Origin of the sequence: Enterobacter cloacae complex sp. IR5401 (genome assembly GCF_049238425.1) — a bacterium.
GTDB classification, from domain to species: Bacteria; Pseudomonadota; Gammaproteobacteria; order Enterobacterales; family Enterobacteriaceae; genus Enterobacter; species Enterobacter hormaechei_C.
Genome location: NZ_JBMKHN010000014.1, coordinates 1 through 21,952, shown reverse-complemented (window position 1 = coordinate 21,952; position 21,952 = coordinate 1). Strand labels below are relative to the sequence as shown.

The 21,952-nt window shown below is 52.3% G+C and carries 38 protein-coding genes and 1 tRNA gene; 9 read left to right on the top strand and 30 right to left on the bottom strand.

The genetic code is table 11. The features are described from left to right. Positions 1 to 12: 12 nt before the first annotated feature. The 30 genes from ACOTX1_RS18320 to ACOTX1_RS18175 all read right to left on the bottom strand — a co-directional run bounded on the left by ACOTX1_RS18320 (position 13) and on the right by ACOTX1_RS18175 (position 17,125). Complete coding sequence (locus tag ACOTX1_RS18320; RefSeq protein ID WP_421766849.1) at positions 13 to 1,275, bottom strand: hypothetical protein; 1,263 nt, start codon at positions 1,273 to 1,275, stop codon at positions 13 to 15. 3 nt (positions 1,276 to 1,278) lie between these two features. Further along, on the bottom strand, positions 1,279 to 2,208 hold the full coding sequence (locus ACOTX1_RS18315) for a phage minor head protein (protein ID WP_421766861.1): 930 nt from the start codon (positions 2,206 to 2,208) through the stop codon (positions 1,279 to 1,281). Continuing rightward, a complete protein-coding gene (locus ACOTX1_RS18310; RefSeq protein ID WP_421766848.1) occupies positions 2,162 to 3,514 on the bottom strand; it encodes an anti-CBASS protein Acb1 family protein in 1,353 nt (450 codons plus the stop codon). Before ACOTX1_RS18310 ends, ACOTX1_RS18315 begins: the two co-directional genes overlap by 47 nt. Positions 3,515 to 3,529: 15 nt before the next feature. Continuing rightward, positions 3,530 to 5,008: a DNA-packaging protein gene (locus ACOTX1_RS18305; protein ID WP_252055727.1), complete on the bottom strand. Its 1,479-nt coding sequence runs from the start codon at positions 5,006 to 5,008 to the stop codon at positions 3,530 to 3,532. Further along, a complete protein-coding gene (locus ACOTX1_RS18300; RefSeq protein WP_421766847.1) occupies positions 4,995 to 5,474 on the bottom strand; it encodes a DUF2280 domain-containing protein in 480 nt (159 codons plus the stop codon). Before ACOTX1_RS18300 ends, ACOTX1_RS18305 begins: the two co-directional genes overlap by 14 nt. A 31-nt stretch (positions 5,475 to 5,505) precedes the next feature. Beyond that, positions 5,506 to 6,144, bottom strand: coding sequence for a putative metallopeptidase (locus ACOTX1_RS18295; protein WP_317577819.1), 639 nt, complete (start codon positions 6,142 to 6,144; stop codon positions 5,506 to 5,508). 3 nt (positions 6,145 to 6,147) lie between these two features. Continuing rightward, positions 6,148 to 6,354 (bottom strand): hypothetical protein, encoded by a 207-nt coding sequence (locus tag ACOTX1_RS18290; RefSeq protein WP_421766846.1) that lies wholly within the window; start codon positions 6,352 to 6,354, stop codon positions 6,148 to 6,150. Positions 6,355 to 6,660: 306 nt separating this feature from the next. Beyond that, entirely contained in the window at positions 6,661 to 7,179 is a 519-nt protein-coding gene (locus tag ACOTX1_RS18285; RefSeq protein WP_057059036.1) for a Rha family transcriptional regulator, read from the bottom strand. 324 nt (positions 7,180 to 7,503) lie between these two features. Beyond that, entirely contained in the window at positions 7,504 to 7,698 is a 195-nt protein-coding gene (locus ACOTX1_RS18280) for a hypothetical protein (RefSeq protein ID WP_044489031.1), read from the bottom strand. Further along, complete coding sequence (locus tag ACOTX1_RS18275) at positions 7,649 to 7,927, bottom strand: hypothetical protein (protein ID WP_057059034.1); 279 nt, start codon at positions 7,925 to 7,927, stop codon at positions 7,649 to 7,651. Before ACOTX1_RS18275 ends, ACOTX1_RS18280 begins: the two co-directional genes overlap by 50 nt. Continuing rightward, positions 7,924 to 8,466, bottom strand: a complete 543-nt coding sequence (locus ACOTX1_RS18270; RefSeq protein WP_421766845.1) for a glycoside hydrolase family 108 protein — start codon at positions 8,464 to 8,466, stop codon at positions 7,924 to 7,926. Before ACOTX1_RS18270 ends, ACOTX1_RS18275 begins: the two co-directional genes overlap by 4 nt. Before the next feature lie 2 nt (positions 8,467 to 8,468). Beyond that, on the bottom strand, positions 8,469 to 8,744 hold the full coding sequence (locus ACOTX1_RS18265; RefSeq protein WP_001514184.1) for a phage holin family protein: 276 nt from the start codon (positions 8,742 to 8,744) through the stop codon (positions 8,469 to 8,471). Further along, positions 8,741 to 9,142 (bottom strand): putative holin, encoded by a 402-nt coding sequence (locus ACOTX1_RS18260; RefSeq protein WP_001514183.1) that lies wholly within the window; start codon positions 9,140 to 9,142, stop codon positions 8,741 to 8,743. The genes ACOTX1_RS18265 and ACOTX1_RS18260 overlap by 4 nt, the downstream gene beginning before the upstream one ends. Before the next feature lie 164 nt (positions 9,143 to 9,306). Further along, a tRNA-Thr gene (locus ACOTX1_RS18255) sits at positions 9,307 to 9,381 on the bottom strand. A 15-nt stretch (positions 9,382 to 9,396) separates the two neighbouring features. Beyond that, a complete protein-coding gene (locus ACOTX1_RS18250; RefSeq protein ID WP_032104831.1) occupies positions 9,397 to 9,723 on the bottom strand; it encodes a hypothetical protein in 327 nt (108 codons plus the stop codon). Positions 9,724 to 9,829: 106 nt separating this feature from the next. Continuing rightward, positions 9,830 to 10,519: a bacteriophage antitermination protein Q gene (locus ACOTX1_RS18245; RefSeq protein ID WP_032104832.1), complete on the bottom strand. Its 690-nt coding sequence runs from the start codon at positions 10,517 to 10,519 to the stop codon at positions 9,830 to 9,832. Further along, entirely contained in the window at positions 10,516 to 10,632 is a 117-nt protein-coding gene (locus tag ACOTX1_RS18240; protein ID WP_123277428.1) for a hypothetical protein, read from the bottom strand. Before ACOTX1_RS18240 ends, ACOTX1_RS18245 begins: the two co-directional genes overlap by 4 nt. Further along, positions 10,629 to 11,255, bottom strand: a complete 627-nt coding sequence (locus ACOTX1_RS18235; RefSeq protein ID WP_032104833.1) for a recombination protein NinG — start codon at positions 11,253 to 11,255, stop codon at positions 10,629 to 10,631. The genes ACOTX1_RS18240 and ACOTX1_RS18235 overlap by 4 nt, the downstream gene beginning before the upstream one ends. Then, positions 11,248 to 11,547: a hypothetical protein gene (locus tag ACOTX1_RS18230; protein WP_032104834.1), complete on the bottom strand. Its 300-nt coding sequence runs from the start codon at positions 11,545 to 11,547 to the stop codon at positions 11,248 to 11,250. Before ACOTX1_RS18230 ends, ACOTX1_RS18235 begins: the two co-directional genes overlap by 8 nt. Then, positions 11,540 to 11,710, bottom strand: coding sequence for a NinE family protein (locus ACOTX1_RS18225; RefSeq protein ID WP_032104835.1), 171 nt, complete (start codon positions 11,708 to 11,710; stop codon positions 11,540 to 11,542). Before ACOTX1_RS18225 ends, ACOTX1_RS18230 begins: the two co-directional genes overlap by 8 nt. Further along, on the bottom strand, positions 11,710 to 12,165 hold the full coding sequence (locus ACOTX1_RS18220) for a YbcN family protein (RefSeq protein ID WP_032104836.1): 456 nt from the start codon (positions 12,163 to 12,165) through the stop codon (positions 11,710 to 11,712). The genes ACOTX1_RS18225 and ACOTX1_RS18220 overlap by 1 nt, the downstream gene beginning before the upstream one ends. A 186-nt stretch (positions 12,166 to 12,351) precedes the next feature. Next, positions 12,352 to 13,005, bottom strand: a complete 654-nt coding sequence (locus tag ACOTX1_RS18215; protein ID WP_421766844.1) for a hypothetical protein — start codon at positions 13,003 to 13,005, stop codon at positions 12,352 to 12,354. Beyond that, positions 13,002 to 13,346, bottom strand: coding sequence for a hypothetical protein (locus ACOTX1_RS18210; protein ID WP_421766843.1), 345 nt, complete (start codon positions 13,344 to 13,346; stop codon positions 13,002 to 13,004). Before ACOTX1_RS18210 ends, ACOTX1_RS18215 begins: the two co-directional genes overlap by 4 nt. Beyond that, positions 13,343 to 13,603, bottom strand: a complete 261-nt coding sequence (locus ACOTX1_RS18205) for a DUF4752 family protein (RefSeq protein WP_252091531.1) — start codon at positions 13,601 to 13,603, stop codon at positions 13,343 to 13,345. The genes ACOTX1_RS18210 and ACOTX1_RS18205 overlap by 4 nt, the downstream gene beginning before the upstream one ends. After that, positions 13,600 to 14,154, bottom strand: a complete 555-nt coding sequence (locus tag ACOTX1_RS18200; protein WP_421766842.1) for a hypothetical protein — start codon at positions 14,152 to 14,154, stop codon at positions 13,600 to 13,602. The genes ACOTX1_RS18205 and ACOTX1_RS18200 overlap by 4 nt, the downstream gene beginning before the upstream one ends. Then, a complete protein-coding gene (locus tag ACOTX1_RS18195) occupies positions 14,151 to 14,495 on the bottom strand; it encodes an ArsR/SmtB family transcription factor (RefSeq protein ID WP_048702388.1) in 345 nt (114 codons plus the stop codon). The genes ACOTX1_RS18200 and ACOTX1_RS18195 overlap by 4 nt, the downstream gene beginning before the upstream one ends. Beyond that, a complete protein-coding gene (locus ACOTX1_RS18190) occupies positions 14,492 to 15,364 on the bottom strand; it encodes an ATP-binding protein (protein ID WP_003859816.1) in 873 nt (290 codons plus the stop codon). Before ACOTX1_RS18190 ends, ACOTX1_RS18195 begins: the two co-directional genes overlap by 4 nt. Beyond that, a complete protein-coding gene (locus tag ACOTX1_RS18185; RefSeq protein WP_063851991.1) occupies positions 15,349 to 16,218 on the bottom strand; it encodes a replication protein in 870 nt (289 codons plus the stop codon). Before ACOTX1_RS18185 ends, ACOTX1_RS18190 begins: the two co-directional genes overlap by 16 nt. Positions 16,219 to 16,307: 89 nt before the next feature. Beyond that, on the bottom strand, positions 16,308 to 16,874 hold the full coding sequence (locus ACOTX1_RS18180) for a hypothetical protein (protein ID WP_421766841.1): 567 nt from the start codon (positions 16,872 to 16,874) through the stop codon (positions 16,308 to 16,310). Between the two features lie 29 nt (positions 16,875 to 16,903). After that, a complete protein-coding gene (locus ACOTX1_RS18175) occupies positions 16,904 to 17,125 on the bottom strand; it encodes a helix-turn-helix domain-containing protein (RefSeq protein WP_017693164.1) in 222 nt (73 codons plus the stop codon). Positions 17,126 to 17,223: 98 nt separating this feature from the next. Between ACOTX1_RS18175 and ACOTX1_RS18170 the strand changes: the two genes are divergently transcribed. The 9 genes from ACOTX1_RS18170 to ACOTX1_RS18130 form a co-directional block, all read left to right on the top strand. Next, positions 17,224 to 17,856: a LexA family protein gene (locus tag ACOTX1_RS18170; protein WP_023296411.1), complete on the top strand. Its 633-nt coding sequence runs from the start codon at positions 17,224 to 17,226 to the stop codon at positions 17,854 to 17,856. A 436-nt stretch (positions 17,857 to 18,292) separates the two neighbouring features. Then, entirely contained in the window at positions 18,293 to 18,835 is a 543-nt protein-coding gene (locus tag ACOTX1_RS18165) for an HNH endonuclease (RefSeq protein WP_050499242.1), read from the top strand. Between the two features lie 41 nt (positions 18,836 to 18,876). After that, positions 18,877 to 19,482 carry a hypothetical protein gene (locus tag ACOTX1_RS18160; RefSeq protein ID WP_421766840.1) on the top strand — a complete coding sequence of 202 codons (606 nt, stop codon included), beginning with the start codon at positions 18,877 to 18,879 and terminating at the stop codon, positions 19,480 to 19,482. 145 nt (positions 19,483 to 19,627) lie between these two features. After that, positions 19,628 to 19,876 (top strand): DUF7446 family protein, encoded by a 249-nt coding sequence (locus ACOTX1_RS18155; protein ID WP_022651079.1) that lies wholly within the window; start codon positions 19,628 to 19,630, stop codon positions 19,874 to 19,876. Continuing rightward, the gene (locus tag ACOTX1_RS18150; RefSeq protein WP_421766839.1) at positions 19,873 to 20,031 is read left to right on the top strand and encodes a hypothetical protein; all 159 of its coding nucleotides are present in this window, start codon (positions 19,873 to 19,875) and stop codon (positions 20,029 to 20,031) included. The genes ACOTX1_RS18155 and ACOTX1_RS18150 overlap by 4 nt, the downstream gene beginning before the upstream one ends. Continuing rightward, positions 20,028 to 20,234 (top strand): cell division protein FtsZ, encoded by a 207-nt coding sequence (locus tag ACOTX1_RS18145; RefSeq protein WP_421766838.1) that lies wholly within the window; start codon positions 20,028 to 20,030, stop codon positions 20,232 to 20,234. The genes ACOTX1_RS18150 and ACOTX1_RS18145 overlap by 4 nt, the downstream gene beginning before the upstream one ends. Before the next feature lie 52 nt (positions 20,235 to 20,286). After that, positions 20,287 to 20,796, top strand: a complete 510-nt coding sequence (locus tag ACOTX1_RS18140; RefSeq protein ID WP_058659112.1) for an HNH endonuclease — start codon at positions 20,287 to 20,289, stop codon at positions 20,794 to 20,796. Continuing rightward, positions 20,793 to 21,077, top strand: a complete 285-nt coding sequence (gene gamL, locus ACOTX1_RS18135) for a host nuclease inhibitor GamL (RefSeq protein ID WP_045350985.1) — start codon at positions 20,793 to 20,795, stop codon at positions 21,075 to 21,077. Before ACOTX1_RS18140 ends, gamL begins: the two co-directional genes overlap by 4 nt. A 9-nt stretch (positions 21,078 to 21,086) precedes the next feature. After that, on the top strand, positions 21,087 to 21,952 hold an 866-nt coding region (locus ACOTX1_RS18130; RefSeq protein ID WP_421766837.1), incomplete at its 3' end, for a recombinase RecT.

Here is a 21,952-nt window from a genome sequence, read left to right as displayed (position 1 = left end):
TAGTCTGGCTCCTTATTTGAAGTATTCGTCAGGGTTCGGCGCACCGGTTTCTTTCTGCTGTTGTGCAGAGTTGGTGCCAAGCGGCGCGGATTCACCGATTGTTTTAAACATCGCGTCCAGCGCTTCACCTGACAGCGCATTAGCGACAATCTCGCCGTGAACTTTTGCCACCGCTTCACGCTTCGTTTTCTCTTCGGCACGAGAGTTTGCAGTCAGGGTTTCGGTCAGCTTGTCCTGGTTGGCCTGTAGCGCATCAACCTTCTCCGCCAGAGGCTTAATAGCCTTTTCGGTATTGGTGGCGACGGCCTCGCTAACCATGCTGCCGATTTGTTCCAGTTCTTCTTTGGTTAAAGGCATGTCGCCCTCCGTTTTGTGGTTTGGTGCAGGCTGTTCCTGCGGTGTGAAAAAAGATTTGAGTTTGTTGACGACAGCAACCCATGAACTCTGGCGCTGAACCTCTGTCCCGGTATCATCAAAGACAATCTTTCCGCCTTCAGACTTGTATCCGTAAACCTTCGGCTCGCCATTGTTGAGGATGATTACCGCTTGCGAGTCAGTGAAGTCAGCCACCCAGGCGTATTCTTTCTCGCCAGGAGCGAATTTATCTTTCGCTGCCTTCTCCAGCCTCCGCTCACGCTCGCGATAGGTTTCCCCCACCAGAGCGCCGGAATTAGCTTTCAGTGGAGTGGCAAGATCAGCATTTACCATCATACCTACCCCCTGTTCTGGCGTAGCTGCGCCAACCTCATCCAGAAGGATGGCGTCATGGTCCATCGCGTGAATTTTCGCAACCCATGAAGCCCCCTGAGCTTTCTGCTCATCGTTCGCTTCAAGCTCCTCCAGGAATACGGCAACGCTGGTATGGATTGGTGGAACATCCTCGCCTTTCTCCAGCGCTTCAAGACGCTCAAGGAGGCGCTTTCCGTCATCCGTGCGCTTTGCCACTTCTGTATCGATCCACTTCTCGACGTAGACGCGGTTGCCGGACTTCTTGACGTTTTTGTTCCATGCCCCTACATAACCCACATTCAGCCCCTCAGGACTAAAAGCAGAAACAAACTGACCGTTGACCTGTGGATGTCCAAGCGGTGCCAGTGTCCCCTCCAGGCCACTGTAGTGCTGGTCAATCTCACTGGCCGGATACAGACCGCCGTTCATGACCACGTTCGCCGGAAGGGTGTAGGAAGGAACAACCCAGTGCTCGCGTCCGTTGTGCTGTTCGCGCCGGATGGCCTTACTGTTCACCTTCGAGGTGACATTAACTTGCATTGGCATGAGTTAACCCTTAGCCCATTGGTAGCCACGGGCTTTCATTGTGTTAAATGTTTTCTGAGCTTTATCGATGATGGTGTCACTTAACGGCTTGCCGCTTTCATCGACCATAACCGCGATCGTGGAGCATTTGCAGTTCACGCTGTTTGCATCCTTAGCCCACCACTCCCGTTGTTCTTCTGCGGTGTACAGGTGAGCGTGGCGCGCGGCATGCGTGCTACGGGTCGTCGGGCTTAGCGCTGATATATGCATCTGCTTTGTACGGATGCCATATTGCTCCCTGGCTTCGTCGTCCTCGTCCAGGCGCCCACGGCGCAGCGCGGTGGTAATCTCCGTCCGGGCAATACGATTAGCCAGACGAGACTCAATTCCCGTCTGCTCAGTGATGCGTTTCGCTATTTCCAGCGGGTTCTGTCCGCGCCCAAGCCCATCGGTCAGTATCCTCGCCATGTCGGCTTTCACAGTGGCGCTGAGGTTCTTAATTTCCTCGAAGGTACGCGCCCGAACCAGAATCAGCCTGCGCCGGTACGGCTCACTCAGGAGGATTGTCGATATGCTTTCCTGTCCTGCCGCGTACACGGCAGACTGCTGTGACAGATTGGCGAACTCCTGCGCCGTGCCGCGTTGATACGCCGGGTTGACGTAATCAGCCCAGAACCAGAACCCTGTCTCGTTATCTGCACCCAAAATCTCATCAACCAGCAATGAGGCATTGCTGAGGAGCATTGATAGCTGGGTGGAATCGAGGTCGAAGGTGTAACGCTGGTTTACTGATGGCGATGCAGGAATGCGGTCGAGAATGCCCTTGTACGCCTTGCCAATTCGCTTCATTCGCCTGGCGAACTCGCTCATTGCCCCGCGCTCAAGTCGGTCGGCACCCGTCGGGTCTTTAAGGTTTCCCGGAAGTATCGGTGACTTCGCTTTCCTCTTCGTCATCATCTACCTCTGGAAGTGGTTCGGGCGAACCCTCATACCCTGCGGCCACGCGAATTTCTTCACCAGTAAACACCTGCTCACCCGTGCCGATGGAAGCGCTGTTGATTTGCGACATCTTCTGCGCGGCATCCAGTTTTTCACTGTCGCTTTGCGCGTTGAGGTCGCCCCATATGACTGTTTTCTGCCCAACCGGGTCGATGATTCCTAGGTCAATCAACTTGTCACAGAAGTCCTCAATCTCGAATGACAGGTCGCCACGGCGAGACTGGCAGCGAGTATTGAAGTATTTCTGGTCCTCAGTGCTTGAGCGCTCGGCCTGCTGATTACCAACCAGAATGCGCGTCGGGATATCAACTCCGGCGGCCGCGGTTTGCAGGTTGACGTTATATGTTGGTGCAGGATCGGACACGGCGGCCACAATCGGAGCAACTGAAGCCCCCTGCGTTATGAGTACCGTGTCATTCCCGATATTCATCTCTCGGGCCACCTTGTCATATATTTCGCTAAGTTCGCTGTAGTCGACGCCGTGAGCCCTGGCTATTTCATCCAGCCTTGCTTCTTTATCGAAATTGATGTTCAACTGGCGCGCGGCATTCTTAAGGAATGACTCGCCTGAACCGCCCTCCACCTTCTCCAGACTGACAAATGCGTTATAAGCTGGCTCCAGGAAGCCAATGGCATCTTCCGAGTAATCGCCAAGGATGAATACCCGATCCGGGTGGATATTGACGCGTCGGCTTGAACCATTCGGCAACCGTTCGGCGTACTGCCACATTTTCGGCTGACCGTAAGTCTTCGAGTTCAGGCCGGTGTCCCAATCACCAACTGTCAGAGAGCCTGCCCATGCGACAGTAACCTTCTGGAGCATCTTGCCTTTCGTTACAGGCTGATCCCAGGCGAGGGAGTCATTGACGTGCAGAAGGATGCCTGCATAACGACCGACAAGACGGCGGCGATCAGCGTCTGCGAACGAGCGCCAGAATCGGCTGGTGAATACCTGTTTGGACTTTTTCTCCCAGGCGGTTTCGTTTTCACTCTCGTCGGCATCGTCACCCTCAATGATTTCCGGGTTAGTCTGCCAGCACTTGCCCACCAGTTTCTCTACTGCGCCGTGAGCGATACCACCGCGACGGTACAGTGCGTAGAGGTTTTCGTAGGTTACCTGCTCAGGGAAGCCATATTCGCACCATGCGGAATGGCGCTTATTATCCAGCCCCATTGTTGGCGCCATAAGCCCCATACGGGCCCGCGCCATCCGCGCATCGTTCAACGCATGGTTGACGGCGAGAGTTAATTTGTCAGTCATGGTTTGTCCGTTTGGTTAGCGAAGGCGTTTTGGAATCATCATCCCCACAGGTTGCGATCCATTCAGTTCAGTCAGTGCGTAAACCATCGCATCGAGGCGGTCAGGTGATTTCTTCGCGGTGGCGGGGATGTATTCCATCAGCTGGTTCTCCAATACGTAGAGATTGCCGTGATTTGCCACTCGCCCCTGTTCGTAGAGCGCCGATATCGGCTCCGCGCGGGCATACTTACCTTTGCTGGCATGGACACGAATGATGCGACCCTTGAACCCGGCGTTGCGTAGTGTCTCCTCCGCCATATCTCCGCCCTGGTTCGTCTCAATAACTATCGCGTCAGCTTCGTGTTGCTCATAAGCCGATATGGCTTTCTTGGCCCATCCAGCAGGTGAAAATTTACCGCTGTAATCGCCATCCACAGAGAACTGCTTTTTATCACCAGCACCATATGAGCTGGCAGCGACAATACCTGTTTCATCGCTTTCGTCGCTGTTTGTTGCCTGCGGGTCAATGGCTACGACAGTGCGAACCTTATCGTGATGAATTTGCAGTTCGCGTGCCGCGCTGATCATCGCCTCTGTCCACAGAGCGCCTTCTGCATTAAACCTGCGAGGCTTTTGCATATACTGCGCTTCGGCAGTGCGTCTGTGAGAGAACAGCGATACGCGGTGCGATTCATTGTGCTTGAACGGCCACAGCCAGCCATCAGGCAGTCCGTGGTCAATCGGTATGGCGTGGGTGTTTTCAGGGTACTGCGCAGCGTATGGCTGGCTATTGTCGATAATCACCGGCAGGTTCAGGTGATGCCATCTCTCACCACTCCCGCCACGCAGCAGGTAGCCGCTCAGGTCGTGGTAGTGAATGCGCTGCATGATGACAATCATCGGCGTCGCCTCGATCGCCAGTCGTGATTTGATTGTCTCGTTAAAGCGGTTATTGACCCCGTCGCGGACGATCTCAGAGTAAGCATCATCCGGCTTAACCGGGTCATCGATAATCAGCGCGCCCTGCCAGCCCGGCTCCATGTGTCCGGCACGAAAGCCGGTAACCTGCCCGGCAGCTGACGACGCATAAACGCCGCCGCCGTGCTCAGTCCACCACATGGCCTTGCTGTCAGCGTCATCGCGCAGCGTCATCGGCCACATGGATTGGTAGGCCTGCGACTTAATCATGCCGCGCGCGGTTGAGGAGTTAAGCAGCGCCAGGTTATGCGAATAGGACAGGTGCATGAAACGGGCCCGGCAGTTCAGCGCCAGCCCTCGGCCCATCATGTTGATGGTAGCCAGCTCCGTTTTCGTGTACCCAGGTGGGACGTTGATGATCAGGCGCTGAATCTCACCATCAATAACGCGATCCAGTGTTTGCTGAATCACCTTGTGGTGGGGCGCGACAATCATCTTCCCGCCGGTTCGCTGCTTGAAGAAGTAGCGAGCGTAGTAAAGCCCGTCCTCTTCGCATTCAACCTTACGGGCAAATGCCCTTTGCTCAGCAGTCGTCATCCTCCATCATCTCCTGCCGTGCGGATTTGTATTCCTCTTTGCTCATGGTGATCGTCTGGATGGCGCCACCATTCGGGCCGGAATGTTCAAACTTGTGCTTATTGGTGTAGGCATCGCCCATTTCTTTGGCGGCCTGCTCGATAAGCTGCGAGGTCATGCCGTAGTTCTTCATCTTTTCAGCATTGGTCGCCATTCGGTCGAGAACGCGTAACCGGTACGCTTTGTTCGCGATCGGGATGTCGGCGATCTCATTCTGGAATCGTTTACGGGTGGAGTCGAACAGGTCAATCCACTTCTGGCTCAACTTGGCCGCCATTGCGTTGCCGGGCGTATATTGCGACACCTGCTGGCGTGAGACATCGATGCCATATTCAGCCTTTACAAGCTCTATGACTTTTACCGGGCTCTCGTAGCAGGCGAGCGATTGAACGATGAAGGCTTTAACCTCTGTCGATAATGCTGCCACAGGCTACCTCCATGACAATCTGAATAAAGCGTTACGCCAGCTTCAACATGCACGTCCCGCATGACCTGGCTATATCGATGTGAGCTACTTCTGCTGGCGCATTGGCCGCATCAACGAGCTCCTGTACTTCTTTGCTGGCACCGTATCGACGTACGACACCTGTGAATTCTTCGACGTCGTGGCCGCGCAGTGTGAGCACTGGCATCCCGGTCTCTTTGTTGAACTTCGGCGCGCCTAAATCATCGGTGGCCTGTGCGATGTGGTAAAGCTCATGCTCTACCAGTGCGCAGAACTCAAGGTCGCTGCATTGTGAGCAGTAATCGGCTGCCAGGGTGATGATGAACTTCGGGATGCGCCCGAACCATTCATGCATCTGCTGTTCCATTCTGGCTTTCTGCCATCCACCGGCGCGTAGCATTACCTGTTCAGCCTGACCGAGAACGTAGCGCCCTTTCTTCGCAAACGAGTCAGAGGCCCACATGAAGCAGAGATCAGCCTCTAACAGGTGCTCGTGGTCAGGGTTATGGATGCTTCCGGTATCGCTGAGGATTTGCCGTTTTATCCACTCATGCACTTCGTTAGCGGGAATGAGCCTGGTGTATGGCTGCCAGTTGTCGGAGGCGATGAAGTTAACTGGCGGATAAGGCCTGCGCTCGTCATCGTTAGCCATGGATTACTCCGTTGCTTGTTCGGTCTGCCCTTCCGGTACTGGCGTGAACTGAACGCGCTTCACATCGGCCGGTGCGAAATACAGCCACTCTCCCGTCTCCGTCGCCAGCGGCACAAAGCCGTTTACCAGCTCAGGCTGACGTCGTGACATCTTGCCCGTGAAGGTTTCGCCTGTTTGGGTGGTTAGCGTGATTTGGTAGATGTCGGACATTGAGAGCCTCTTTATCCGCTTGTGAAGTTCAACATGTTGGACAAAGTGATTTCTGCATTAAAGACCACTCCTGATGGAAGGGATCCGCAGCAAAATAATTAGAGACCACTATAGAAGCAGAACTCGTCTGCCTCGTTTTCCTATAGGAGGTTACATGTCCACAAGCTTATTAATTTCATTTGTAATTTCCATCTCGCCATCAATCAACGAGATCGTCAAAACAGTTTGCCTATCGAAAAGGCTTCAACTTTTAGAGCGCTACGGCATTATCAAGCCCACCCGCAGATAGGCTTTGTAATGGCCTGCTTAGTTAATCAACAACTCAGGCTGCGTTACCTGCATGATGTGCTCATGTTCGAGCCTCAGCACGCGTTTTTCCTTCTTCCGTTCGTTCATCAACCGGCTGCCGATCGTGCCTTTCAGCTTTGAGCGCGTTTCTTTAATGGCGTAGCGGTGCTGCATTTCTTCACCCATCGCCATGCGTCGGTTTAGCTGCTCGGCCATCCAGTTAAAGGCATTGATATAACACTCCTTTACTGAGGCAGCTGTTTTGCCAGTGAATCCCATCACGAGCATCATGCATCCGTCGCGGGTGATGTTATACATAGGCTGAACATCGCCATTTTTATCAATGAAATCAATGGGCGCAAAATTGCGCTGGGTGAAGTCATCGGAGCATTTCAGGTTACGTATGGCACGCAAAACGTCTTTGTGTCGCTTGCCAAAGTAATCCGCCACCTTGAGTGATGTGGTGATTATCTTGTTGTCGAGGGTCGTGACCATTTCACGAAAATCGAAAGCCGGAATAACTGACGGATTATTCATAGCGTTTACCTTTCTTTGAGATGAACCTTTGCCGCATAGGAAATCAGCCCGTCGAGGCTCGCCAGCACTAACTGACTTCCTCAAAGGCTCATTTCAAAGGGTTTGGTTCGACGTGGTTTGAATGCGCTGCGGTGCGCGGTGAAATGCGGATACAAAAAAGCCCCGCTAATACGAGGCTCTGTGATTCTGCTACGGTTAAAGTCCAGAGGAGAGACTGTGTCAGAACCTCAGGGATGAGGCTCTATTTCCCCTGGGTCTGCTTATCCCATTCCTCGCGGAACTTGGATGGGTTGTCGAAACCTTCACTGCACTGGTTGGTTTTCATCACTTTGCCCCCGATTCTTTTGTTTTCTGGCAGTTCGCCTGCCACGCTTTGTTATGCGCCAAGATGTCGCGTTTCGTCTGGCGGTCAAGAACATCAATGTCGTGATCAGTAAGGTAGATTGGCTTTACCCAGTCACAGGCTGTATCAACCACCACCGGGACGCTTCCACGTGTCACGCAGCTCGCGATCAACATCGTCATCAGGCATGCGGTTAACATTCTGCTGTACATTGCTGGCCTCTTTCGTTGCTTCTACACGGCGTTCGGCTACTGACTCAATGGCTGCGGCCTTTTCTTCTGTGCGCTGCCGTTCTGCTTTTTCTTCAGCCTGTTCACGCCCGCGAAAACGGCCCACACCAAACGCACCAAGCACCATCAGGATCGCAACCCCGATTGCCGCCAGTACAGATTTAAGTGTCGTCATAGTCTCACCCGCTCGCGCATCCAGCCATAAACGAATGATTCGTTAGCCGACCGCTGTTCTGCCAGCTCAAGATAACGCTGGCCCTGGCTACAGTTCAGTGCGCGAAGCAATACGATTTCTCCTTCGCCGCCTCGTTTCGCCAGGAAGGACTTCAGCGCGCTGATGCTACGTGGGCCGATCTGCCCGTCGGCGATCAGATCCGGATAGAGCTGCTGCTGGTTATTGAAAACGTTCAGCCAGCGCTGGAACCATTTAACCTGCACCGATGGCCCCATGTTCACACCGGTATCGCAAAGTTCGGCGGCAATAGAAGGGGATACTTCTGCCACCTGGTCAAAGCGCGGGCCATACCAGTAATCAGACTCAAGGATCGCCAGAGCCTGCTCACGTGTAAGGTTTCGCATATCACCGGTATAACCATGCGCGCGGGCAGTTGCCTGAGTAATTCCCCAGTTCGTTGGTCCGCCCTTATCATTCGGGTGATCAACATAACCGCCCTCTTTGCCGAGGATGGTGTTAAAGATATCGTCTTTGGTCATGGCTATTCCGTAATGACGACCTTCGCCAGGTTCCCGCGCGCCAGCCACACCGCCATGCAGATGACGGAGTTAAGCAGCAGATCGCCGAGGTTAACCTGTACGTAGTGGCCGAGCAGAATGTTGAAGGCGTTGAATCCGGCGGCAAGTATGACCAGGTAGGCCAGCACCGCGACACTCAGGCGATGACGCTTTCCCTCTTTCCGGAAAAACATCAGCCTGACCATGATTAACAGGCAAACTATGGCGTTTGCATCCATCAGAAGAAGCTGCCATGTCATTTATCTTCCTCCCCCAGCCCCGGCATCTTCCCGCTTTTGGATTTGCGGAGAATACGCAGCAGGACTGCCACGGAAATGGAAGCAGTGACAATTGCACCGACAGCTGGCGATACCTCAATGCTGGCCGGTGGCTTCATCAGACTTAACGGCGTGTTGATGATTCCGGCCATGATTTTCGCCATGGGGACGGAGAAGAACACGCCACTGATAAACGATATCAGCGCAAAGATAGCCTGCTTCCAGAGTTGATGGGGATCTGAGGTCAGAACGTATAGCGCCGTTCCGGCGAGGGATCCGAGCATCACTGCTGGAGTCGCCTCCGGAAACAGCGTGGCAAAGGTTACACCGACTGATGACGATGTAAGACCAACGCCTACGATAGTGAAGGTCTCAGACATATTTATTCCGTGTGTAGTTGGTTCAGGCCCTCGGGACGATTTAACAAGTAGGCGTGTCGATGATGGTTCCCGGAGCCTGAAAATAAAAAAGCCAGCGACAGGCTGGCAATGTGAGGGTAAGGCAATGTCGGCTCTCTGGCCGAAGGGTCCCAGGTAGTGGGTTCTGGTGCCGGGCAAAGGAATCGAACCTCTGACGCGCAGCTTACAAGGCTGCCGTTCTGCCACTGAACTAGACCGGCGAATATGGTTTGAAATCACTTACTGATGCTGGCTGTCCATTCACGCCAGCGAGCGTCTCTAATCTCTTGACTCATCTTCTGATCTTCAAAGCGATCAGACAGTTTTATTGAGTCTGGAAGCAAAGCCCAGGCAACATAAAATTCGTGCGGCTCGAACTCGCCGCCTGCAAATTGATATGCGCCGACATGGTAGACCTCGCCATCCTCTTCCAGAGCCACCACATGGGCAATATGCCAACCATCGCATGGGTTGAGCAGAATCACCCACTCACCATCCAGATCCTTTGTCAGTTTTTCACTGGCAGGGCGGAAGACCAATTGCTCTGTGATTTTCTCGGACATGCAGGCTCCAGAAACGACAAAACCCCGCACGGTGGCGAGGTTTTTATGTTCAGTCGACAATCAAAGCTATGGCGACGATATCAGATTTACATGAAATATATGCCAATTAATTCATTTCTGCAATACCTTGATGATAATTTGTCGCCTTTTGTTGCGATCGTGCTTTTTTAACACTAAGTAACGCCTCTCTGTCCAGCTCTAAGAATATCTCCCTGATTGCACGCCAGCGCTGCGCGTAGTTGGTGCTCCAGTTCTGTGGAGTTGTGCTTGTAAGTGCAGCCAATTCCTGCTGCTGATAAACACGCTTGCCAGCCAACTCAGCTTTTACGTCCTGAGCTGCAAGCCACACCAGAGCCTTTAGTCGGCCCATGGTTTTAGAGGCGATTTTCTCCCCATCTAGCTGCTCTCTGAATTCTTCCCAAGATATCTGGCAGATCGTTGTCTGGTGCGGGAATTTTGTCTCTTCACTGTAGTTCCACAATAGCCACGCCTTATGGCGCTCTTCCAGCGACATGAGAGCCCGGCGCCAGGATGCGGTGCAGTACTCAACTGGATTAACCAGAGGAATATGTGACCCTTTAGCTCGCGACTGCTTACCGGGTATCGGTGGGTTATCCAGAGTAATCACCTTCCCGGTCACCTCATCCATCACGCGTGGTTTCTTGCGTCTGAATGTCTTTGTATCGTACTGGGCATTTTCAAGCCAGGCCATTAACTGCCCTTTCGTCGCCCCGCTCAGATCTGCGGTCGCCACCATGAGCTGCTGACGTACGTATTCCAGTTGCTGACTGTTCATGCGGCTTCCTTATGTGGCTGAGTGGTTTTCGTCTGGCTGTGCTTTGCTACTGGCGGCAGGTTGGCGCGCTTAACGCTTTCTGCCTGGTACCGGAGGAAGTCGGTATGGTTCATGCGGCCTCCTGTCGGCGGGCCCGGCGTTTTTCCAGCGCGCGGGCTTTGCGTGTGAAAATGGATTTGATGCGTTGCAGGTATTGGATGTCGAACCGGCGGACGGAATTGTCGTTGTTTATCGCCTCAACTTTTTCGGCACCAATGCGCTCAATAAGGCCCTGTTCAAATGCCTTTTGCGCGCCGTCCCGATCACGGTTGCAATAGACGCACTGGGATGCGGTATTGTGAAGGTTGAAAGCCAGATGCGCGGCAGCTCCACGGGTGCGGTAGTGGCCGCAGTCCATGGTTCCGCCAAACTTCTGCTCTGGTAGACGACCGCAACTGATGCATGGCTTACCGGCATCCCTCAGACGGACATACCGGTTGAAAGCCGCCTGTGCTTCAGCTCTCCACTGAGGTTTCGTTTTTAGTGCCACCTTTCTTGCTTTCAGATCCCGGCGTTCCGCGCGCTCCTTCTCTTTGCGCTCCTTGATGCGCTTAGCGGCCTCTTTTATCTTCTGCTTTGCCCGCAACTCCAGCGCGAAGATGGCGCCATGCTCAGGACAGCACCACCAGACGTTGTCGAAGGTGGCGGTGAACTTCTGTTTGCAGACCTTGCAGGTGCGACGGGTTGGTTTACGCATGTGACATCTCCTTGTCAGATGCCAGTTCATTTGAAAAATCGCCACCATCTATAGGCATCAGCCATTTTGCCGGGCAATTAACAGTTGGCCAGGCAACGATCAGCCCTCCAGGCAAGTAACCGCTCAAATTGCCACCGCTAGCGGATTCGACTTTCCACGCTTCAAATCTTTCTTCAGAAATAGCGCCTTTAATCACCCCGAGATACTCAACCAGACGCACTGTTGCGCCGACATTCTCAGGAATTCTGCTTTTGATGATTAAGGCGAGACCATCAACTTTTAATTCACGCATGATTCCTCCGTGCCGCTAGACGCAGCCATTTCTGATCTACCAGGCGGGCGGTGTAGCCCTTCAGTGTCGGGATGTCGGACGGCTTAACCGCGGGCTTAGGCTGGCGGCGCGCCGGAACGAGAAATATTTCGTTGGTGATGACGCGGGATAGTGGAGTAGACATCACGCCTCCTGCTTATCGCGCAGCTGCTGGTACTCGCAGCTCTGCGGAATGGTCAGGTGGCAGCCGATGTTCATCGCCCAGGCTTCGACTTTGCACAGGAAAATGTACATCTCGCCCGTTTCCAGCTCTGACGTATGACGTAGAGATTGGACGGTGGTGACCTCGCCAGACACGACGTCTACACGGTCCTTGCTTTCGTAGCCGAGATAGGTGTGCTTCATCGCGTCTTTGACCCACTCAGGCGTAGCGAAGGTCTTGCCGCGCGCGATCAGGTACTCGCTAATTTCCGTGTACCACATGTGGCTGAGCGCGTTCTGCGACAGGCTGCGCTTCTCGCGCCACGGCTTGACCTGAAGGCGGAAGCACTGGCCTGCATCCAGCAATGGCTGAATTTGCTGTCCTATGGCCGCGAAGTTGCCGCGATGGAGTTTGATGCCGTCTACTGGCAGAGTCATACGGCCTCCCTAACGGAAACCGCAGAATGCAGAGAATCGCAGGTGCCGTTAAGCATCTGTGACAAGGTGAGGAGTTCAGATTGTGGTCGCATTTAAGTCCCCTTAAATGCGCAGAAGTCACAACCGGCTGTTCAGACCGACTGCGACTTAATTATAACATCACTTTTGAAAAATGATTACCAAAAATCAGTCACCACTATCTGCGAGTTTTTGCATGGCATCGCCATAACGTTCCATGCCTTTGGCAAGCGCCTGAGTAACCTCCTGCTGCGGTGCTGCCGGTGCGGCGGCGAGCATTTTCGAGTAGCAATGCACTGTATTCAGCCAGAACCCAACCACCGATTGTCCAGCACGCAACATATCTTTTGTTGGGTCAATCGGAACAAGTTTCCATCCATCCGGAATCACCGGAGAGTTGAGTTGTTCGGAATTACCGAACGACTGAAGCATGGCTGCGCGATAGGCGTTCCAGCCGACAGCTTTTCCGTGTTCAAACGCGCTGTCAAAGTCATCATCCATTTCCATCGCATCGGGCACAGATACCGGCGCTGGAGGGACGGTGTAGAGCGGCATTACCTCAATATTGAAGATATCCCCCTCGCTTGGACACGCCTCTGCGCTACCGTAAACCCAAGGGTGAACGACTCCGTTACGCTTGTTGATTAATCTGTGCGCCCACGCCACAGGCTCCGCTTCGAGCGATGCCAGCGCGATACGCGCATTATTAATCAGGAGGCTATCAGCAGGAGATAAAACAACATGAGCGTTTCCCTCCGCATCAATTTCAGAATTCGTAATTTTTCTGAACAGCTTTGCCAGTTCTTTGGTAATAGTGCTCATGATGTCGCTCCTTTACCGGCTGCGGCGGCGCGTTCCGCGTCCCACTTCTGCATGTATTCTTCGATATCACTCCATTCCTCACCAGAACCAGCCAGCGCATCAATTACTGACTGGCGGTCACTGTGCTGTTCTTTACGCTCCAGCTCAGCAATCCGCTTCTCTGCGGCTTCCAGCTCATCCAGCAGCGCCACTGAGCGCAAAGCCAATTTCGCAAGCATGTTTGTGTCCTTCAAGCTCATCAGCCAATGCCCAGGATTGCTTTTGCAATACTCCATATCAGCTAATTTATTGAGCCATTCAATTTTTTCTTGATTTAACGCCTGTTTGTCGATGTTGCTCATTGGGAGGCTCCTTCTGTGCGATACATCATGATTGTCAGATCGCCTTTAGTCGCCAGGCGCACCGTTGTTCCTGGTTCGATGCTGGACAGGTCAAACGCATCGTAAAATTCGTTTACTGCCTTCTGTCTACGAGATAGCTTTCTACGCTTATCCCACTGCTTTAGCGCAATGGAGATAAACCACTGGCCAGTTTTGAACATGATGAATAACCACCCCATCAGGGCTAGACCAGTGTTAAGAATGTCCAGAATGCTCATGAGTGCACTCCCTTGCGAATTTGCTCCCTGAACAAGCGGGCTGAGACGATGATGTCTCTGATGCGTACTGATTTTTCGTCGAACTGCTCACCACCGTTTTTAATATGCGCATCCAGTTCTGCACTGTGGTGCCGAATGAAAGCGTTGAGGTCATGCGTCCGCACTTCAGCCAGGAAAGCGTCGGCGGCCGGTGTTTCAGGAATAGTGTCTGGAATAACTTCTGAGTAGACGCGTTCCATAGCTTCGCGCCAGCCATATTCACAGGCGCCATAACCATCAGTCTGTAGACTGTTATCCTCAACACCACAACCCATTCCCAAGCTCTGGTAGGCAGGCTCATTGCTGGGGTCAATTACAGACATCAGTACAGCGCTCAGCCCTGCATTCTCAGCAGCCAGCGCCGCGCATCTGGCTTCACCTTCTGCCACGCCAGCCTGGTACGCTTCGAACATATGCTGTGTCTTCTCGCGCACAAAGCTTCTGTCGTCTTCCATCGCTGGCGAGCAGCCGTTGTTGTTATTGGTAAACCACTCGATAAATTTCTGTTTCATACCCCTACCCTCCCCCAAACCATCAATACTCTCTTCATAGCCGCGCTGTTGCGGCACTCCTGGCAGATCACGTTTGTCTCTGTGCGCTGCACCAGCTTCGAATTACCCTTCGGCATGGCCGGTATGGTTTCCGGTGCGTATTTCATGCCGTAGCTGGTCAGTCGATACAGCCGCTGGCCATGCTTACCTTCGAACTCGATCAGGCCGTCTGCAAACAACGTGCTTAACGGGCCGGAAATCTTTTTGGTGGTCATGCCGATCATGCTGGCAATACGAGCACTGTTCAGGCCAGGGTTATTACGCAGGGCTGCAAGAATCTGCCCACGAATTGTTATGGTCATGCTGCCCCCTTAGAACGGTAAGAATCCCACGTGAATGACAGAGTGCACCCGCCTCCATCGCTCATGCGATCAAGAACGCGTTCGCCGATGAATGCAGCCAGTTCTTCCCGGGTCTGGTTGCTGATCAGGATGGTTGGCTTCATCCGCTCATAACGGGTGTTGATGATTTCGAACATGATCAACTTCTCGGCGTCGCTTCCGAACTGCACGCCGACCTCGTCGATAATCAGCAGGTCGGGCTTCGTGAAGTAACGGATCACTTCGTCTTCAGTACGGCTTGACCCCTTCGACCAGGTTGACTTGTACTCCCTGGCAATTTTCAGCGCGGTGGTGAACACAGCTGAGCTTTGGTGCTCGGTGATTGCATGCCGGGCGATAGCCAATGCGAGGTGGTTCTTGCCGGTTCCAGGCTTGCCACACATCACCAGGCCGCCCCCCTTCTGCAAACGCTCAGGCCAGCGGCTGGCGTATGCCTGACAGACCTTCAGGGCGCGTTTCGCTTCTTCGTTCACCGGTTCATAATTCTCCAGTGAACAGGATTCAAACCTGGCCGGGATGCTCAGTCCATCCAGCAGGCGCTCGATGTTTCTTTTTCGGGCTGCTTCGTTGATGCTAATTCTTTCCGCCTGCAAGCGGCCTAACTCCTCTTTGAGGCATTCAGGGCAGCAGCTTGGGCGCGGGGGAATTTTCACAACAGAGTTTAAGAAATGCCTGGTCCTGCATTCAAAGGGGCCATGCGTTTCGCAGTTCTCGGTGCTGATAGTTAGCTCGATATCTTCATGCTGAACTGGCGGCTGGCTCAGCTCAGTAATGCGTTTCTCAAGTTGATTGATTTTTTCATCCAGCGTCATGATCAGTCCCTCGCCCATGCAGGAATTTCAGTCTGGCCATAGTCTTTGCCAGCAAAGTTCTCAGATACCCGAGACTGCGCGCGAGGCGTCTGCTTGGCTATCTTTGGCTCAAACAAACCCTGCCAGCCATTCGCGATGCTCTGGTTGATGATTTCTTCAGGCTGGTATCCGCTGCACTTGCAACGTTCGAGCAGGTTGATGGCCTGAGTTACCGTCTGCTGAGACTTGATCGGTTTCTTCAGGTCACGACGATAATCGACCCATGACTTCCAGACTGAAACTGAAAGCCATTCAGGAAGGTCAACACCAGCCGGATCGAACGAAGCCGGTTTGGGGGATTTAGGGGGTTTATTAATATTGTCTTTATTGTCTTTTGTAATAGTGTCTTTTGTGTGTCCCCATTTTGGTGACAGGGTTGTCACTGTTTTGGTGACACTTTTTGTCACTACCATAGGGACATTGTCACTATTATGGTGACAGTCACTACCGTGGTGACATTTTGGCGCAGGTTTAGTACCTGGAATCACCCACTCGCTCAGGTTTTTGTTGGGCCCGATCAGCATGCCGTCGGACACCAAAACATTCATCGCAAGGAGTTCGTTTTTGGCGGTATTAACCTTCTGGCGAGGCAGCCTGGTCAGCTCAGAAAGTTGTGAGTCTGCTATGCGGTCCATCTTCTTGTTGAACCCATAGGTTTTGCGGCAAACAGCATGAGCTACCTTGGCCTGATTTTTGGTCAGGTTCGCGCCGATAAGCTCCTCATACAACTCGTTTGCCAGACGGGTGTAACCATCGTCTGTATCGGCCACGCGTTGCTCCTGTATTCCCGAAACTACTGCGGGAAAGTTGAGAATTTCTGCGGTATTTGACATACTTACTCCCGTTACTTGGCGTAACACAGTGTCTTGAAAGCCGTTGCTGCTACCAACAGCGCGGCTTTCGCCTTTATTGATACTTCCCATCACATGACTCCCGGCGCCATAGCGGCCAGACTTGTCACCACCGCAGCGATTGAGTCAGTTGGCAGGAAGCGCAGCAGTGCTTCAGCAGCTTCTCTCACCTCTTTCTCAAGGCGTTGTATCGGCTGACCAAGTAACTTCGCCTGATGCGCTTCAGTGCACTCTTTCATGGCCTCGGCTATCAGTTCGGCCTCAGTCTTTGCGACCAGACCGAACTCTCTCGCCACTTTCTCGTTATCCCGCGCCATCACGTCGATAATGACGGGGATCAATAGCATCAACCCCTTGTCGTTCTTCGGGCCCGGATCGTTAATCATCCGGAAGAAGTTCTGCTTGGTGTTGTGCTCAGAACCGGCCAGCAGCAATCCACGACCGCCGCGCGCCAGCCACTCCTTTGCTACCAGTTGCGAAATGTGAACCTGAGCCTGTCCGGGCGTTGCCTTCTGCCAGGCGCGAACAGCTTCGCGGATCCTGGTCAGCTTACTGTTATTGCGCGGAACGCTTTGATTTATCGAAATCATCGGATTCGCAGTGAATCCGTTATTCTCGTGATACGTAAGTGAATGCATTGCTTTCCCTTTCGTGGTTAGGGCCGCCGTTAAGCGGCTGTTGTTTTATTCGGCTCATCGCCAAAAAGAAGCCATTCAGGTTCACATTTGAGAGCCCGAGCCAGCTCAACCAAATAACGTGGACGCTTAGTAGTCCCGGCCTCGATGGCCTGAAGTGATTGCTGTTTCATGCCAGCCAGTTTTGCTAACTGGTCCTGAGACAGATTCATCTCTTCACGTTTTTGCTTGAGGCGTTGAGAAATTGTTTCCATATCACCTCCACAGTTTTATCTGTATTCTGTGACAGTTATTTCTGTTTGTCAATTACAGTTTTAACTGTGACTATCAAGGCATACAGAGAGAGGGATTTATGAGCCTTGCGAATCGCGTTAAACAAAAAAGAATTGAGTTGGGGTTAACCCAGACGGAAGCTGCTGAGCAGGCCGGCATTCGGCAGCAGTCATGGCAGAGCATTGAAGATGGGAAAACTCTCAAGCCACGTAATATAATTGGAATAGCCAAGGCGCTTAAATGCGATGCTGATTGGCTAATGAACGGCGGCGCGTTTATGCCGATGGCAGAGGTCAACAGCAGGAGAGTTCCGTTGATAAGCTATGTACAGGCAGGAGCACTGGCTGAGAAAAACCCTATCGAGGCTTTCGATGGCAGCCTTGAATACATACTCACTGATCTGGATGTGTCCGAGCACACCTTTGCGTTGCGCATCGAAGGAGACTCAATGGAGCCTGACTTCAAGGCTGGTGACGTTATTATTGTCGATCCGGAAGTTGAGCCAACGCCAGGAGAGTTTGTTGTTGCAAAGAACGGAGGAACACAGGCGACCTTTAAGAAATACCGCCCGACATGGATAGACCCTCTCGGCTGCCAGCACTTTGAACTGGTCCCACTCAATGACGACTACCCTGTCATTAACAGTGATCAACAGCATTTAACCATTATCGGTGTAATGATTGAGCACAGAATTTACCGCCGCAAACGCTAAATCCCCCTCCCGCATATCGAACTAAACCGGCTAATGCCGGTTTTTTTTCGCCCTTACAAAATAAATTCCTCACAAATACAGAAACATATGTTTCGCACGCCATTAAATACAGTTTTGTCTGTTGACGATAATACAGTTTTATCTGTATCTTTAATCCATCGAAACGAAACATCGACAGCTGAGCGAAGTTAGCCAGCGGCGGACAGCAAGTCGCCTGCTCATTAAGAATTCAGTCAAGCAGCAAATCACCCGGAGCGCTCCTGGCAAATTGAAATGGCGCCCAATGGGATTGAGGCAGGTGTGTAACGCGTGGCGGGTATAGCACACGAAGAGGACTCCGCACCGGAATGGTTTGCTGCTCAGTTCCCGAACATCGGGGAATCTTTACCAGCAGCTCTCTGCGAGGGGCTGACGGTAAACAAACAGAGAGGTAATTATGCGGCCTGAGTTAAACCAAGAGTATCTCCGCAAAATCCTAACTTACGATCCTGAAAGTGGTCATTTCAAATGGAACTTTAACAAAGGCGCTCGCAATAAATCTCCTTATGCGGGGACGCTAACCAGTTACGGGTACATCAAGATCCTGATCGACCAAAAGCAATACTTTGCTCACAGGCTCGCATGGCTTTATGTGCATGGACACTGGCCTGAAGGTTTTATCGACCACATCAACGGCGATAAAGCTGACAACCGCCTAGTTAACCTCAGAGAGGCTAAGCGTGAGGAAAACTGCCGTAATGTATCCATTAAATCAACAAACACCAGCGGTTACATCGGGATCAGCATTGATAAGCGTCATGGGTGCTGGAGAGCGCAGATCAAGGTTAACAGGAAGCAAATAGCCCTCGGTACTTTCCAAACAAAAATTGATGCGGTGCGTGCTTTTAACGAGGCGGCCGTTTTCCATCATGGCGAATACGCCATTCGAAAGATTAAACATAACGAAGAGATGCTCATGAAAGAGTTTGGGCATCTTTAGCATTTCTCCCGCATCAGCGGGTAACGACAGAGGGTAGAGGTATGGGTACACGACATCTAACATGCGTTTTTAAAGACGGTGACTATAAGGTCGCTCAGTACGGTCAATGGGATGGTTATCCATCAGGGCAAGGGATCGACATTCTCACTTTTTTGCGTGAAGAACTTAACCGAGATGTGTTTCTTCCCAAACTTTCGCAGACATTTCAGCCTACCGAAGAACAGATTAAAGCGTGGTGGCTTGAGGTTGGGCATGACATAGAAAGCAGTGGTGGATATGTGGATCACACGATTGCTAAGCAATTCAGCAAAAACCACCCTTCACTATCTCGCGATACTGGCGGTGAAATTCTTTCACTTATTCAGGATGCCAGCGAGCCTCTGCCGGTTCGTGTATATACGGAGTTTGCAGCTGACTCACTATTTTGCGAGTGGGCATACGTAGTGGATTTCGACAAAAACACCTTTGAGATATTCGAAGGCTTTAACCATGCCCCTTTAGCTGAAAATGAGCGCTTCTACGGCTTGAAGTGTGATGACGCGAACAAGGACTACAACCCTGTCCGTCATCGGAAAACCTATTCACTCGATTCTCTGCCAACGAATGAAGAGTTTTTGGCTGAGTTAGAGACGCAGGAAGAAGAATAACCCGCTACGGCGGGTTTTTTATCGGCCATACATAGGCAGATTTTCGAGTCTGCCCATTTATGACAACCGGCGGCCATCCACCGCCCATTAGCGCAGAAGTCTTGTATTAACCGTTCCGTTAGCCGCGATAAGGCCAAGAGGATTTATGAGCAACCCAATCACAGTAGGTTTTTCAGGCCTGACTAAGCGGATTTTTGCGGGTCGGTCAAAACCAAGCAAATTGGCGCCCGGCGTTCGCGAGTTCACCGGTGAGAAATTTGATGTCACAGACGAGGCGCTATTTGCAGTGGCCCATCTTCTCGCGGTTCGTGATGACATCCTGATATTCCCGACAGCTGATGGGAAAGAGATTCACCTCCGCGCCGACATCAAAGAAAAGCGGGAGGCATCATGAAAGTCACCCACAACGGAAAGCAGTACACCGCCAAAAAGCTCAACGATAACGAGTGGCAACTGACATCGGTATCGGCACCGCGCGACAAGCTGACACTGAACCGCTGGCAGATGCATGTTGCTGGCCTCCTGAAACAGGTTGAGGTGAATGTATGATTGGAATGCACTACGGCACCGCATCAGTGCCACGTGGCGAGGTTTTACCGGGCACAATGCTGCAACACCACGGCAGAACCTATCGCGCCTCTGCGAACGTTGAGAAAGGCCTGTACGCCTTCAACATCTTCGAAAAAACCATCATCAAAAGTGACTCCGTTGTTGTGCTGCTGAATGAACGCGGCGAGCCGATGGTTCACTGATACCAACCACCCTATTCAACCGATCGGCCTGGACTAACCGGGAGGCATTGCCATGCTTTCAATTCAGAGGTTAAAGGAGTTATTTCACTACGACGCAGAGACTGGGATATTCACCAGGCTAAAAACTGCCGGCGGCATGGTTACCGGTTCTATCGCTGGGTCGTTAAACCCTATGGGTTATCTTCGAGTATCTATCGACCACGAAAGATATTTATGCCATCGACTGGCATGGCTTTATTCGTATGGTTCGTGGCCTGAGCATGAAATAGACCACATAAACGGCATAAGAACTGACAACAGGTTATGCAACCTCAGGGACGTTCCTCACTGCATTAATCAGCTAAATAAGCTCTCTCCAAAAAACAACACAAGCGGCGTCAAAGGCGTTTATTGGAATAAGAAAGATAAACGCTGGCACGCGCGCTGCTCTATCGACGGCAAAAAATACCACCTTGGCAATTTCACCGACCTTAATGAGGCCAGGGCCGTTGTCGTTGCAGCAAGAGAGCGCATGCACGGCAAGCATGCCGTTCATGAAGAAAGAAAACCGGAGAATTTATGAACGCATACCTCACTTACGACCGAATCGAAGATCGGCGCTGGGTGGAGCAGCAGCTCACCGACGAGAAAGAGAAGTGGATCGACGACCGGGCGCAGAAAATCATCGACATGATGCCAAAAGAGCCGTCCGGCCTCTTCCACTTCACGGTTCCGATTGACTCCAGCCCATACGAAGGACTTCGCAGCGATAGAGCCGGCGAGGCCTACAACGATTTCATTTCGGCAGTTGCTTACGCCCAGGCGGAATACGACTGGGAACACCGTACCGGCTGCCCGTTCTAAGGAGTGATTATGAGCTTCGATCTGATTCAGTTCGTTAAGGAACAGGAGCCGCTGTTTGTCGGCGCCTTAACTGACCAGTCTCTGACATGGGCAAAGGAATGTCAGTTCGCTATCCAGTTATTCCAGCGTAATCAAAAACTGGCAGAAACGGCGATTGCCAACCCCACCAGCGCCCAGAACGCGATTATCAACGTTGCAGCTGTCGGCATTAGCCTGAACCCTGCCAGCAAACTGGCTTATCTGGTTCCGCGCGACGGTATGGTCTGCCTCGATATCAGCTATATGGGCCTTCTGCACATCGCCCAGTCGGCTGGCGTCATCAAGTGGGGTCAGTGCAAGCTAGTCCATGCTAGCGACGACTATGAGACACTGGGTCTCGATAAGGCGCCAGCTCATAAATACAACCCATTTGCTACACCTGATGCTCGCGGCGCCGTTATCGGTGGCTACTGCACAGTTAAAACCGCTGATGGCGACTACCTGACTGAAGAGATGAGTCTCGCTGAGATAGAAGAAATCAGGAAAGTGAGCAAAGCGGGAACATCACCAAAAGGCCCATGGGTCAACTTCTGGTCTGAGATGGCCAGGAAGACGATCGTCAAAAGAGCATATAAATACTGGCCGCGTGCTGACCGTCTGGATAATGCCGTCGATGTGCTCAACGAGAGCGAAGGCATATACACCGAGCCAGTTATGCCCTACACCCCTGAAAGCGAAATCATCCAGTCGGAAGAAAACGCAAAACAGGAGCTTATCAACACCATCCAGTCACTATGTGAGGACATGAAGCAGGCGAAAAATATGCATGCTCTCAAAACTCACTTCCAGGCAGCTTACAAAATGACGGTCGGAATGCAGCTTCAACAAGAGGTTCA

Bases quoted from the DNA above. Each gene is read 5' to 3' on its own strand.
- ACOTX1_RS18320 (WP_421766849.1), bottom strand. From the start codon at position 1,275: ATGCCAATGCAAGTTAATGTCACCTCGAAGGTGAACAGTAAGGCCATC.
- ACOTX1_RS18315 (WP_421766861.1), bottom strand. From the start codon at position 2,208: ATGACGAAGAGGAAAGCGAAGTCACCGATACTTCCGGGAAACCTTAAA.
- ACOTX1_RS18310 (WP_421766848.1), bottom strand. From the start codon at position 3,514: ATGACTGACAAATTAACTCTCGCCGTCAACCATGCGTTGAACGATGCG.
- ACOTX1_RS18305 (WP_252055727.1), bottom strand. From the start codon at position 5,008: ATGACGACTGCTGAGCAAAGGGCATTTGCCCGTAAGGTTGAATGCGAA.
- ACOTX1_RS18295 (WP_317577819.1), bottom strand. From the start codon at position 6,144: ATGGCTAACGATGACGAGCGCAGGCCTTATCCGCCAGTTAACTTCATC.
- ACOTX1_RS18290 (WP_421766846.1), bottom strand. From the start codon at position 6,354: ATGTCCGACATCTACCAAATCACGCTAACCACCCAAACAGGCGAAACC.
- ACOTX1_RS18285 (WP_057059036.1), bottom strand. From the start codon at position 7,179: ATGAATAATCCGTCAGTTATTCCGGCTTTCGATTTTCGTGAAATGGTC.
- ACOTX1_RS18280 (WP_044489031.1), bottom strand. From the start codon at position 7,698: ATGTTGATCGCGAGCTGCGTGACACGTGGAAGCGTCCCGGTGGTGGTT.
- ACOTX1_RS18275 (WP_057059034.1), bottom strand. From the start codon at position 7,927: ATGACGACACTTAAATCTGTACTGGCGGCAATCGGGGTTGCGATCCTG.
- ACOTX1_RS18270 (WP_421766845.1), bottom strand. From the start codon at position 8,466: ATGACCAAAGACGATATCTTTAACACCATCCTCGGCAAAGAGGGCGGT.
- ACOTX1_RS18265 (WP_001514184.1), bottom strand. From the start codon at position 8,744: ATGACATGGCAGCTTCTTCTGATGGATGCAAACGCCATAGTTTGCCTG.
- ACOTX1_RS18260 (WP_001514183.1), bottom strand. From the start codon at position 9,142: ATGTCTGAGACCTTCACTATCGTAGGCGTTGGTCTTACATCGTCATCA.
- ACOTX1_RS18250 (WP_032104831.1), bottom strand. From the start codon at position 9,723: ATGTCCGAGAAAATCACAGAGCAATTGGTCTTCCGCCCTGCCAGTGAA.
- ACOTX1_RS18245 (WP_032104832.1), bottom strand. From the start codon at position 10,519: ATGAACAGTCAGCAACTGGAATACGTACGTCAGCAGCTCATGGTGGCG.
- ACOTX1_RS18240 (WP_123277428.1), bottom strand. From the start codon at position 10,632: ATGAACCATACCGACTTCCTCCGGTACCAGGCAGAAAGCGTTAAGCGC.
- ACOTX1_RS18235 (WP_032104833.1), bottom strand. From the start codon at position 11,255: ATGCGTAAACCAACCCGTCGCACCTGCAAGGTCTGCAAACAGAAGTTC.
- ACOTX1_RS18230 (WP_032104834.1), bottom strand. From the start codon at position 11,547: ATGCGTGAATTAAAAGTTGATGGTCTCGCCTTAATCATCAAAAGCAGA.
- ACOTX1_RS18225 (WP_032104835.1), bottom strand. From the start codon at position 11,710: ATGTCTACTCCACTATCCCGCGTCATCACCAACGAAATATTTCTCGTT.
- ACOTX1_RS18220 (WP_032104836.1), bottom strand. From the start codon at position 12,165: ATGACTCTGCCAGTAGACGGCATCAAACTCCATCGCGGCAACTTCGCG.
- ACOTX1_RS18215 (WP_421766844.1), bottom strand. From the start codon at position 13,005: ATGAGCACTATTACCAAAGAACTGGCAAAGCTGTTCAGAAAAATTACG.
- ACOTX1_RS18210 (WP_421766843.1), bottom strand. From the start codon at position 13,346: ATGAGCAACATCGACAAACAGGCGTTAAATCAAGAAAAAATTGAATGG.
- ACOTX1_RS18205 (WP_252091531.1), bottom strand. From the start codon at position 13,603: ATGAGCATTCTGGACATTCTTAACACTGGTCTAGCCCTGATGGGGTGG.
- ACOTX1_RS18200 (WP_421766842.1), bottom strand. From the start codon at position 14,154: ATGAAACAGAAATTTATCGAGTGGTTTACCAATAACAACAACGGCTGC.
- ACOTX1_RS18195 (WP_048702388.1), bottom strand. From the start codon at position 14,495: ATGACCATAACAATTCGTGGGCAGATTCTTGCAGCCCTGCGTAATAAC.
- ACOTX1_RS18190 (WP_003859816.1), bottom strand. From the start codon at position 15,364: ATGGGCGAGGGACTGATCATGACGCTGGATGAAAAAATCAATCAACTT.
- ACOTX1_RS18185 (WP_063851991.1), bottom strand. From the start codon at position 16,218: ATGTCAAATACCGCAGAAATTCTCAACTTTCCCGCAGTAGTTTCGGGA.
- ACOTX1_RS18180 (WP_421766841.1), bottom strand. From the start codon at position 16,874: ATGCATTCACTTACGTATCACGAGAATAACGGATTCACTGCGAATCCG.
- ACOTX1_RS18175 (WP_017693164.1), bottom strand. From the start codon at position 17,125: ATGGAAACAATTTCTCAACGCCTCAAGCAAAAACGTGAAGAGATGAAT.
- ACOTX1_RS18170 (WP_023296411.1), top strand. From the start codon at position 17,224: ATGAGCCTTGCGAATCGCGTTAAACAAAAAAGAATTGAGTTGGGGTTA.
- ACOTX1_RS18165 (WP_050499242.1), top strand. From the start codon at position 18,293: ATGCGGCCTGAGTTAAACCAAGAGTATCTCCGCAAAATCCTAACTTAC.
- ACOTX1_RS18160 (WP_421766840.1), top strand. From the start codon at position 18,877: ATGGGTACACGACATCTAACATGCGTTTTTAAAGACGGTGACTATAAG.
- ACOTX1_RS18155 (WP_022651079.1), top strand. From the start codon at position 19,628: ATGAGCAACCCAATCACAGTAGGTTTTTCAGGCCTGACTAAGCGGATT.
- ACOTX1_RS18150 (WP_421766839.1), top strand. From the start codon at position 19,873: ATGAAAGTCACCCACAACGGAAAGCAGTACACCGCCAAAAAGCTCAAC.
- ACOTX1_RS18145 (WP_421766838.1), top strand. From the start codon at position 20,028: ATGATTGGAATGCACTACGGCACCGCATCAGTGCCACGTGGCGAGGTT.
- ACOTX1_RS18140 (WP_058659112.1), top strand. From the start codon at position 20,287: ATGCTTTCAATTCAGAGGTTAAAGGAGTTATTTCACTACGACGCAGAG.
- gamL (WP_045350985.1), top strand. From the start codon at position 20,793: ATGAACGCATACCTCACTTACGACCGAATCGAAGATCGGCGCTGGGTG.